This window comes from Pseudoalteromonas sp. SG41-1, assembly GCF_014164575.1.
GTDB lineage: Bacteria > Pseudomonadota > Gammaproteobacteria > Enterobacterales > Alteromonadaceae > Pseudoalteromonas > Pseudoalteromonas rhizosphaerae.
In genome coordinates, this window is sequence record NZ_JACJFL010000030.1 from 41,047 (window position 1) to 52,264 (window position 11,218).

An 11,218-nucleotide genomic window follows, 5' to 3' on the forward strand; every position below is an offset into this window, starting at 1 on the left:
AAGAGTAATTCAATGTCTCAATGGTTTAACCAATTTTACGCCGCAATCGCACAAAGCCCGCTAAGTCACTGGCTGGAAACGCTACCTAGCCAATTAAAACACTGGCAATTAGAGGCAAGTCACGGTGATTTACCAAAATGGCAGAAAGTGTTAAAAAACTTGCCTGAAGTGGCGACCAAACACGTCAATATTATCGACAAAGTTGAAATTGGTGCCCCAGGCGAAATGACCGACGGCGAACAAAAACAAGTTACACACTTATTAAAACGAATGATGCCATGGCGTAAAGGCCCTTTCAGCCTACACGGTATTGAAATTGATACTGAATGGCGCAGCGATTGGAAGTGGGACCGTTTATTACCGCACATTGAGCCGCTAAAAGGCCGCACGGTTTTAGACATCGGCTGTGGCTCTGGCTATCACTTATGGCGGATGCGCGGTGAAGGCGCTGAGTTTGTGGTTGGCATTGATCCGTCTGATTTATTTTTATGTCAGTTTCAAGCCATCAAACACTTTAACCCAGATGAAAACGTGCATTTATTACCGCTAGGTGTTGAAGCCCTGCCTGAGTTAAAAGCCTTTGATACGGTGTTTTCGATGGGTGTGCTTTATCATCGTCGTTCCCCTATCGACTTTTTAGCACAATTAAAAGCGCAGCTTCGCCCAGGTGGTGAATTAGTGCTTGAAACCTTAGTCATTGAAGGCGATGAAAACACAGTACTCGTGCCCACTGACCGCTATGCGAAGATGCGTAACGTGTGGTTTATTCCGAGCACGGCAGCGCTAAAACTCTGGATGGAACGTGTTGGTTTTAAAGATGTGCAAGTGAAAGACTGCGCTATTACAACGCTTGAAGAACAACGTAAATCAGATTGGATGGAAAACGAGTCCCTGATCGACTTTTTAGATCCAAACGATACTAGTAAAACCATTGAAGGTTACCCAGCGCCGTTGCGTGCAATTTTGACTGCAAAGGCTTAATACTAAAGGAACTCGGTTTTAGGTGCTAGGAACTACCTAGCACCTGCTACCTAAATCTATTGTGTCATTATACGGACAAGTGTCCTTGTCAATAATAGTAAACTCATATTTGAACTAGCCGCGCCCTTGCAATTGTTGTAAAATACGCGCGTTTCTAAGCATACACATGCAAAACCATGCAACTTTTTTGAGGAAATCCTGTGAGCGAACAAAAACAGTCTCTAAGTTATAAAGACGCGGGCGTAGATATCGATGCCGGTAACGCACTTGTTGAGCGTATTAAAGGCGTAGTTAAAAAAACCCGTCGTCCTGAAGTTATGGGCGGAATTGGTGGCTTTGGCGCACTTTGCGAAATCCCAGCTGGTTATAAGCAACCAGTACTTGTTGCAGGCACTGATGGTGTTGGTACTAAGTTACGCTTAGCTATCGACCTTAAAAAACACGATACTGTAGGTATCGATTTAGTTGCTATGTGTGTAAATGACCTTATCGTTCAAGGTGCTGAGCCATTATTTTTCCTAGATTATTATGCAACAGGCAAACTTGATGTTGATACTGCCGCAGACGTAGTAACAGGCATTGGTAAAGGCTGTGAGATCTCTGGCTGTGCATTAATTGGTGGCGAAACTGCTGAAATGCCAGGTATGTACGAAGGCGAAGATTACGACATGGCTGGTTTTTGTACTGGCGTAGTTGAAAAAGCAAATATCATCGATGGCACAAAAGTAGCTGCTGGTGATCAACTGATCGCGCTTGCATCAAGCGGCCCGCATTCAAATGGCTTCTCATTAATTCGTAAAGTACTTGAAGTATCAAATGCTGATACAAGTGCTGAATTTGAAGGTAAAACATTAGGCGAAACTCTGCTTGAACCAACACGTATTTACGTTAAACCATTACTTGAGCTGTTCAAGCAGGTAGATGTTCATGCTCTTTCGCATATTACTGGCGGCGGCTTTTGGGAAAATATCCCACGCGTATTACCAGAGTCTGCAAAAGCAGTTGTTAAAGGTGATAGCTGGCAGTGGCCTGGTATTTTCAATTGGTTACAAGAAAACGGTAACATCACCACCCACGAAATGTACCGCACATTTAACTGTGGTGTAGGTATGGTATTGGTTGTGCCTGCTGACAAACTTGAGCAAAGCTTAAGCATCTTAAAAGAGCTTGGCGAAAATGCTTGGCACCTTGGTGAGATCCATGATGCTAAAGCTGGCGAAGAGCAAGTAGAAATCCTAGGCGGCCGTGATTAATGGCCCCTGCTCGTCTAGTAGTCTTAATTTCAGGTAGTGGCTCTAATTTACAAGCCATCATTGACGCCTGTAATAACGGCGAGATAAATGCAAACATAGCGGCTGTTATTAGTAATAAAGCAGACGCTTATGGCCTTGAGCGAGCAAAGCAAGCGGGCATTGCAACAGCAGTGCTCAGCCATAAAGATTTTGACTCGCGCGAAGCCTACGATGCGCAATTAATGAACGTTATTGATTCTTTTGCACCAAATCTAGTTGTATTAGCTGGGTTTATGCGTATTCTTACTCCTAACTTAGTGCAAAAATTTAAAGGAAAAATGTTGAACATTCATCCTTCTTTGTTGCCTAAGTACCAGGGGCTGAATACCCACCAAAGAGCAATTGATGCAAAAGATGACATTCATGGCGTAAGTGTGCACTTTGTTACTGAAGAGTTAGACGGTGGTCCTGTCATTCTTCAAGCCAAAGTACCCGTGCTGGCAGATGATACTGCTGACACATTAGCAAAACGCGTGCATGCACAAGAGCATATAATTTACCCTTTGGTGGTCAAGTGGTTCAGTGAACAACGACTTACTATGGAAGCAGATTATGCAGTTCTTGACAAAAAACAACTTCCTGCACACGGCGCGCACTACCCAGAATAAAAAACTAAGTGCCTTGCTATTGTGTGCGGGCACTTTATTACTTCCTACTAGTTTAATTGCTGGTGAACTTACTCAATTTGAAGCTAACTATGATATTTTACGCAAAGGCGAAAACCATGGTCAAGGCGTCCGCACATTAAAAAAACTAGCAGATAACAGTTACCAAGTTAGCTACCACAGTGACATTGAGTGGATGATATTCTCAGATTCACGCAAAGAAACATCAAATTTTACTTTCAGCGACAAAAAAATCACGCCTGAAAGTTATAGCATGATCCGCACAGGCACAGGCCCGGATAAAGAATATACACTGCAATTTGACCACACTAAAAAACTCGTAAACAGCAGTGAAAGTAAATACCCTATTGAGTGTGAGTGGTCTGAGCAATTTCAAGACTCAATTTCATACCAAGTACAAGTGCGCGAAGAATTAAAAATGGGTAAAACCAGCTTTTCGTATCCGTTAGTTGATAAAAAAGGCAACTGCCGTGAGTATAACTTTGAGGTCGTTGGTAAAGAGACTATTTCCCTACCAATCGGTAATATCGAAGCGATCAAAGTAAAACGCTTATATGATAATGATAAACGCCAAGCGCTTGCATGGTTCGCCCCTGAAATGGATTACATGCTAGTCAGGATGTGGAAAGGCGAAAAAGGCGTAGAACAATTTGAAGTGCAACTTAACTCGTTCACGGTAACCAGCCCAGTTACATTACCTGAAGAAGTTAAAAACGAAATAACACCAGAATAAATTGCTTTCAAGATGCAAGACGAAAGGCTCAAGTGTGACGATCATAACTTGGGCTTTTCAGCTTATAACCACATTAATTAAGTTCAAACGTTAAAACTGACGGCTAAATTAACTCACCCATTTTAAACAACGCAAATTCACCTGGTTCCATTTTTTGCCAACGCTCATCGTTGGTCAGTGGCCGAGTAGCGATCACCGTTACGACATCATTTGGCGTAGTTTCTTGTTGAAAATCTACCACCATATCTGCATCAATTAACGTAGCCTTACCGAACGGCGCACGGCGGGTGATCCAATGCAAATTATTAGTACAATACGCTAACACATACACACCATCAGTCAGCAACATATTAAACACACCTTTTTCACGTAAAGTGTGTGCAAGCTTTGCCGCATAACGAAACACTGACGCCATATTAGCTGGACGTTTAGGGTATTTTTCACGAATTTGATCGAGTAACCAACAAAACGCCAGTTCACTGTCGGTATTACCCACTGGCCGATAATATTCAGGTTTTAAATCATGATAATTCGAAAGCTGACCATTATGCGCGTAGGTCAGCTCCCGGCCCCACAACTCACGGGTAAAAGGATGCGTATTTTCAAGACAGACACGGCCACGATTACCTTGGCGAATATGGCTAATCACCGAGACACTTTTAATGGGATAGGCCTTTACTAACTTGGCAATTTCAGACTGACAGCTAGGCTCAGGATCTTTAAAAGTACGACACCCCTTCCCTTCATAAAAAGTAATGCCCCAGCCATCTTTATGCGGACCTGTGTTACCACCGCGCTCTAACAGCCCTGAAAAACTAAAACAAATATCTGTAGGCACATTCGCCGACATGCCAAGCAACTCACACATAAAATAAATTAACCTTTCAAAAATTTTTATACTTTTAAAATACTGCTTTTTAAAAAGCGTAAACCCGTAACTTAGGCCTTAGCGGCATTGTTAAACATAAGCAAGGGCAAGGCAAGCAAGAAAACAGCTTAATTTTTTCTCAAATAAATCATACTGACGAATCACACATTTATCCGTATGCTGATGTGCACAGATTACAAAATAACAGTCACTGATATTTTCACTAAGCTACTTGATAATTATTCACTCTAGCGCTACTCTAACTAAAGGTGGTCTGACCTCTATTAAGGATTGAATACATGACACTCATATTTACACTTGGTTTAATCGTGCTGCTCAGCATCGCGAGTTACCACAGAGCGAGCTGGAATACTGCCCTTGGCGTTTCCATCGCAACACTTGTCATTGGTACCTTTGCAGGTGCATTTGGCGCAATTAGCTGGTTGATCTTCTTGATCATTGCAGTGCCATTGTCTGTTACTGGCATTCGTCAGCAATATATTATTAAACCTATTTTTGCCATGTTTAAAAAAGTTACTCCAACTATGTCTGAAACTGAAAAATCAGCCATTGATGCGGGTACAACATGGTGGGAAGCCGATCTTTTTTGCGGCCGTCCTGATTGGAACAAATTACACCAATACCCAATGCCTAAATTGACAATCGAAGAGCAAGCCTTTATCGATGGTCCAGTTGAGGTGGTATGTAGTATGTTGGACGACTGGGAAGCAACTCATGAGTTAACCGATTTACCACAAGATGTTTGGCAATACCTAAAAGATAATAAATTCTTTGCCATGATCATTAAAAAAGAATATGGCGGCCTGCAATTTTCTGCCTTTGCACAATCGTGTGTACTGCAAAAGTTAACCAGTAAATCTACGCTGCTTTCATCAATTGTAGGCGTTCCTAATTCATTAGGTCCGGGCGAATTGTTACAGCACTATGGTACTAAAGAACAAAAAGATCATTACTTACCTCGCCTTGCTAGTGGTCAAGAGATCCCATGCTTTGCCTTAACTTCACCAGAAGCAGGCTCTGATGCCAGCGCCATTCCAGATTATGGTGTGGTATGTAAAGGTATGTGGGAAGGCGAAGAAGTCATTGGTCTTAGCCTAACATGGAACAAACGTTATATTACGCTAGCGCCTGTTGCGACAGTATTAGGTCTGGCGTTTAAACTACAAGACCCAGATGGTCTACTAAGCGATGTTAAAGAGCCAGGTATTACTTGTGCACTTATTCCTACAGACATGCCAGGTGTTGAAATTGGTCGTCGTCATTTCCCGCTAAATGTACCATTTCAGAATGGTCCTACTCGTGGTAAAGACATTTTCGTACCGCTTGATTACATTATTGGTGGACCAGAAATGGCCGGCCAAGGCTGGCGCATGCTGGTTGAATGTTTATCGGTTGGTCGTGCTATTACATTGCCGTCAAACTCAACGGGTGGTATTAAAACAATTGCACTTGCAAGTGGTGCATACAGCCGTATTCGTCGTCAATTCCGTTTACCTATTGGCCAAATGGAAGGTGTTGAAGAGTCGCTAGCAAAACTAGCAGGTTATGCGTACAGCTCAGATGCGGCTGTTAGCATGTCAACTGGTGCGGTTGATTTAGGCGAAAAGCCATCGGTTGTTTCGGCAATCATTAAATACCATTTAACCGAGCAAATGCGTGATTCAACCAACCATGCAATGGATGTTCACGGCGGTAAAGGTATTATGCTTGGGCCAAATAACTATTTAGGTCGTGGCTATCAAGGTGCACCAATTGCCATCACTGTTGAAGGTGCAAATATCTTGACCCGTAATATGATTATTTACGGTCAAGGTGCCATTCGCTGCCATCCATTTGTACTGACTGAATTGGGTGCCTGCGCAATCGAAGATCGTGAAGAAGCGCTAGCGGTATTTGATAAAGCGTTAATGGGCCACATCGGCTTTACTATGTCTAACCTTGTACGTACTAAGTGGATGAGCTTTACCGGAGCCCGTTTTGCAACTACACCATTTAAAGACGAAACAGCTGAGTTTTACCGTACTGCGTCACGCTTTAGCGCGTCACTTGCATTGATGTCTGACATTAGCATGGCTGTATTTGGTGGCTCACTAAAACGTAAAGAGCGTATTTCCGCTCGTTTAGGTGATTTGCTTAGTTACCTTTATTTAGTGTCTGCAACGCTGAAACGTTATAACGATGAAGGCCGTAAAAAAGAAGATTTACCGCTTGTACAATGGAGCTGTCAAGATCACCTTTACCACTGTCAACGTGCACTTGCTGATTTAATTAACAATATGCCATCAGCTCCGCTTCGTGCAGCACTTAAGTTGATGTTGTTCCCGTTCGGTCGTCCAGTTCGTAAACCGACTGATAAACTTGAGCATAAATTAGCACAAATTTTACAAGTACCTAGCGAAACACGTAACCGTTTAGCAAGCTACGTATACTTAACAAATGAACCACTTAACTTAGTTGGTCGTCAAGAGCAAACGCTTAAAGACGTGCTAGCTGTTGAACCTTTATTTGATAAGGTATGTCGTGAAAAAGGCGTTAAACTGCCTTTCTTCCAGCTTGATAAAGTTGCTCAGATGGGACTTGAAGCGGGTATTTTAACGCAAGCAGAGGCTGATCAGCTGGCAAGCGTTGAAAAAGCACGTTTAGATGTTATTAACGTTGACGACTTTGACCCTGCAGATTTATTAGCAGGCAAAGCCGCACGTAATAACACGGCAAAAAAGGTGAATGCTGCTTAACATATTAAGTTAACACAGCCAACAGCCCGCCTGTTGTAATCATCCAAACCAGCGCAAAATGCGCTGGTTTTTTTTGTGCTATATATAATTGTAATATACACCAACCAACACTCAGGCTCAGTAATAACCATTCTATTTGTTCAACAAACAGCAGATAGCTGCTCAGTGTTATCAAAAAGAACAAGCAACTTGGCATAAATTGGCTGATAAAAAACACCCGTTGTTGATAATTTGCTTGAAAAAACAACTGATACTTATCATGTAACTTACCACAATCAAATTGCAGTGAGCTGGTAAACAACACCATAAAAGCTGCGGCTATCACGTTAAATATAGCCTCTAAATCAGCACGCTCATTGAGCAAAGTAGTGATTGCCATAAATACACACAACAATAAAGCCACTCGCCATACTAGTACCCTGCTATGTTGCATAAAAAAGCTCAGCCAAAAAGTAGATAATGCATTGATCGGTAACTGGTCGCTCAGCGAAAATGCTGGCAACAACATGCTCAGCGCAAATAATATAATAAAGCCACAGTGATAGGCTAACGGCGCTATATTAATCGGTAGCAAGACTAAAATAGCAGTAAATACTAAGCCATATATTAATGCTCTTGGCTTGTACAAACACAGTACACCGAGGCTAAACTGCAGTAACATAAACAGCACAAAATGGGGTGCTCGTAGCCACTGTGAATAGTTTAAATCCAGCGCAATTACAGCACTTGCTAGCAACCAGCCATTGCTTAAAAGCAATAGTTTTATATCCATTAACTTAAGCCAGTTTGACCTTACAATAGTGCGTTGAAAGAGCCGCTGCTGACTATTTTGAATGGCTGATTTCATTGCACTGAGCATCACGCTTTGCAGTAATAGATACAGCCACGCCATTTGAGCGCCATATTGCGGCTCATCTATGCTGTCGATGATTTTGCCCAGACCTAAAAATAACAGCAAAATCATTCCAAGCATGGCTGAGCCAAGTACCACTAAAAATAATAAGCCGAAGTTTTTAAGTTGCTGTAGTAGTTGTGCCAGCTCAATTTTATAGGCCTGATAACGATACTGCATAAATGAGCGATATTGTGCAATCTCAAGCTTAATACCTAGCTTGCTCATAAGGGGACACACTCAAAGCCATGCTCGATAAACGGCGCCGGCTCATGGCAAGTGATAATGATTTGCCCATGCGCTTTATCTGCTAAATAATTATCTAGTAAACCAAGTAAATATATAATGCTGGCTTGATCAAGTGCCGCACTGGGCTCATCTAGTAACAAATACGGCGCACCGCGCATTAACGCTAAAATTAATTGGCACTTTTTTTGATTACCCGATGACAACGCATCAAAACGAGTCGCTAAAAAATCTGAAAAATTAAAGCCGCTGATAAGCGCTGTCGGCCAATCGCAGCCTAAACTGCTAACCGTTAAATTGATAATTTGTTTCGCGGTTAAAAACTCAGGCAGCGCGATGCGATCACTGGCAATTGCTACCTGTTTATAAGGCTCAGACAACACCTTGCCTGCAAATAATATCTGTCCACTTTGTGGTTGCTCAAGTCCAGCAAGCATCATTAGCAGCGTGGTTTTACCTTGACCGTTCGGCGCTTCAATACATACTCTCGGTGCTGTAAAGCTGATGCGATAATCTTTATATAGGATGTTTTGGGCAAATTGCTTGTGTAAACCACTAACTTCAATCATCACTTTCCTTTTATATGAGAGAGCCTTTTATATGAGTGAGTATTATAACGTAGGCTGTATTTTTAACGATACAGGCTTTGTAACACTTTGTTGCAGTTAAAATCAGCTAAAAACTTGCGTTAAAATAGGGTTAGGGCAACACTAAAACCGGTAAAAATATGCTTAGATAACAATAAACCAAGGAATGTACTATGAACAAAAAATTGCAATTTGCCGCACTCGCCTGTGCAATCAGTATTGCCTTGAGCGGTTGTAGCCAATCAACCTCAACAACAGCCGTCACCACAGTACAGTCGCAGCAAACTCAGCAAGTTAGCACCTATAATGCTAAAACCTTCTTTGATACGACCGCAATTATGGGCAGTAGCTTTTCACCCAATGGCGATAAAGTACTGGTAAGCTCTGATGAAAGTGGTATTTACAGCTTGTATGAAGTAGATGCAAAAACAGGCAACAAAACCCGCTTAACCAATTTTCAGGATAGCACCTACCCTGTCCGTTACTTCCCAAATGATGAAAGGGTCCTCTTTACCAAAGATTCTGGCGGCAATGAGCGCTTTCACGTCTACGTCCGTGAACTTGACGGGTCAATAACAGATTTAACCCCCGGCGATGAAACCCGCGCAAGCTTTGCAGGATTTACAGAAGATAGCAGCGAGTTTTTTATTACTAGTAACCAGCGCGATGCTAAATTTATGGACTTATACCGCGTTGATAGTAAAACCTATAAAATCACCCCTGTTTATCAAAATACGCTTGGTTTAGATGTCGGAGCAATCAGCCCCGATGGCCGCTATATCGCACTATCTAAAAATAACACCAATAAAGACAGCGACACATTTATTCTCGATACCTATAAAAAGACCCTCAAACCACAGCTAATTTCAAAACACAATACACCAGCTCAATACACGCCTGAAACCTTCTCTGTTGATAGTAAATACTTATACTACTCAACGGATGCTAAAGGCGAGTTTTCACAAGTGTGGCGTTATGAGTTGGCCTCAGAGGAGCATAGCCCTGTATTAAAAGATAATTGGGATGTCAGCTTCATTTATTTTTCTAAATCAGGGCGTTATCAAGTCAGCGGTGTCAATGCCGATGCCAGCACTAAAGTCACGGTGATTGATACCCAGTCAGACAAAGAGATTGCGATGCCTCAGTTACCCGCAGGTAACTTACGTGGTGTTAACTTTTCTGCAGATGAAAAAAGCATGGCGTTTTACTTAAATTCAGATACCTCGCCAAGTAACCTGTTTGTCTGGCAAGTGGGTAGTGATAAGGCACAGCAATTAAGTAATACTTTAAGCAAAGAGATAGATCAAAATGATTTAGTTGAAAGTACCATAGTGCGCTTTAAAAGCTTTGACGGTTTAGAGATACCCGGCGTACTTTATAAACCCAAGCAAGCCAGTAGCAATAATAAAGTGCCAGCGCTAATTTGGGTGCACGGTGGCCCAGGTGGCCAAAGCCGCACTGGTTACAGTGCAATGCAACAACATTTAGTCAATCATGGCTATGCTATTTTTGCGGTTAATAACCGTGGCAGTTCAGGCTATGGTAAAACCTTTTTTCATTTAGATGATAAAAAACACGGCACCGACGACTTACAAGACATTGTTTACGGTAAAAAACACTTACAAAGTTTAGATTGGGTCGATGCAGAAAAAATAGGTATCATAGGTGGCAGCTACGGTGGCTTCATGACCGCAGCAGCGCTTGCTTTTGAGCCTGAAGAATTCAAAGTGGGCATTAATATTTTTGGTGTCACCAACTGGGTAAGAACGCTCAACTCAATTCCACCGTGGTGGGAAAGCTTTAAAAAAGCGTTGTACGATGAAATGGGCGACCCTGCAACGGACGGCGAGCGTCATCGTGCAATCTCACCGCTATTCCATGCTAAGAATATCACCAAACCATTAATGGTTATTCAAGGCGCCAACGATCCGCGCGTATTACAGATAGAAAGTGATGAGTTAGTTGCCGCAGTGAAAGCCAATGGCGTACCGGTCGAATATGTATTATTTGACGATGAAGGTCATGGTTTTAGCAAAAAAGAAAACCGTATCAGTGCCTCCAACGCGTATCTAAACTTTTTAGATACCTACTTAAAAGAACGCTTTGGCCCACAAGGCTAATATATTAAAGCTGACTAGAAGTTTAATTATAAGCCTGTAATTCTGATCAAGATTGCAGGTTTTATTATGTTCTTTGTCAAGTTCAGATAAGATAGCTGATAGCTGATAGCTGATAGC

Annotated in this window: 9 protein-coding genes; 6 read left to right on the forward strand and 3 right to left on the reverse strand. The window is 42.1% G+C overall.

Annotated features, from left to right (window positions below; translation table 11 throughout):
- The first annotated feature begins 12 nt into the window (after positions 1 to 12).
- From cmoB to H5203_RS15390, 4 genes are all read left to right on the forward strand, one after another.
- Positions 13 to 981 (forward strand): tRNA 5-methoxyuridine(34)/uridine 5-oxyacetic acid(34) synthase CmoB, encoded by a 969-nt coding sequence (gene cmoB, locus H5203_RS15375; protein WP_182717957.1) that lies wholly within the window; start codon positions 13 to 15, stop codon positions 979 to 981.
- Positions 982 to 1,181: 200 nt separating this feature from the next.
- The gene (gene purM, locus H5203_RS15380) at positions 1,182 to 2,234 is read left to right on the forward strand and encodes a phosphoribosylformylglycinamidine cyclo-ligase (protein WP_145242360.1); all 1,053 of its coding nucleotides are present in this window, start codon (positions 1,182 to 1,184) and stop codon (positions 2,232 to 2,234) included.
- A complete protein-coding gene (gene purN / locus H5203_RS15385) occupies positions 2,234 to 2,881 on the forward strand; it encodes a phosphoribosylglycinamide formyltransferase (protein WP_145242362.1) in 648 nt (215 codons plus the stop codon). Before purM ends, purN begins: the two co-directional genes overlap by 1 nt.
- Positions 2,835 to 3,632: a DUF3108 domain-containing protein gene (locus H5203_RS15390; RefSeq protein WP_392352532.1), complete on the forward strand. Its 798-nt coding sequence runs from the start codon at positions 2,835 to 2,837 to the stop codon at positions 3,630 to 3,632. The genes purN and H5203_RS15390 overlap by 47 nt, the downstream gene beginning before the upstream one ends.
- 103 nt (positions 3,633 to 3,735) lie before the next feature.
- Here H5203_RS15390 and H5203_RS15395 read toward each other — a convergent pair whose 3' ends face one another.
- Positions 3,736 to 4,500 (reverse strand): class II glutamine amidotransferase, encoded by a 765-nt coding sequence (locus tag H5203_RS15395; RefSeq protein ID WP_149982940.1) that lies wholly within the window; start codon positions 4,498 to 4,500, stop codon positions 3,736 to 3,738.
- Between the two features lie 299 nt (positions 4,501 to 4,799).
- Between H5203_RS15395 and fadE the strand changes: the two genes are divergently transcribed.
- Positions 4,800 to 7,256 carry an acyl-CoA dehydrogenase FadE gene (gene fadE / locus H5203_RS15400; RefSeq protein WP_182819936.1) on the forward strand — a complete coding sequence of 819 codons (2,457 nt, stop codon included), beginning with the start codon at positions 4,800 to 4,802 and terminating at the stop codon, positions 7,254 to 7,256.
- 4 nt (positions 7,257 to 7,260) lie between these two features.
- On the opposite strand, the gene H5203_RS15405 is transcribed toward fadE, so the two are convergent.
- Together H5203_RS15405 and H5203_RS15410 are read right to left on the reverse strand one after the other, a co-directional pair.
- Positions 7,261 to 8,376: a DUF6136 family protein gene (locus tag H5203_RS15405; RefSeq protein WP_182819937.1), complete on the reverse strand. Its 1,116-nt coding sequence runs from the start codon at positions 8,374 to 8,376 to the stop codon at positions 7,261 to 7,263.
- A complete protein-coding gene (locus H5203_RS15410; RefSeq protein ID WP_182732242.1) occupies positions 8,373 to 8,963 on the reverse strand; it encodes an ATP-binding cassette domain-containing protein in 591 nt (196 codons plus the stop codon). The genes H5203_RS15405 and H5203_RS15410 overlap by 4 nt, the downstream gene beginning before the upstream one ends.
- Positions 8,964 to 9,154: 191 nt before the next feature.
- On the opposite strand from H5203_RS15410, the gene H5203_RS15415 reads away from it, so the two are divergent.
- Positions 9,155 to 11,101 carry a S9 family peptidase gene (locus tag H5203_RS15415; RefSeq protein ID WP_145242372.1) on the forward strand — a complete coding sequence of 649 codons (1,947 nt, stop codon included), beginning with the start codon at positions 9,155 to 9,157 and terminating at the stop codon, positions 11,099 to 11,101.
- Positions 11,102 to 11,218 lie beyond the last annotated feature (117 nt).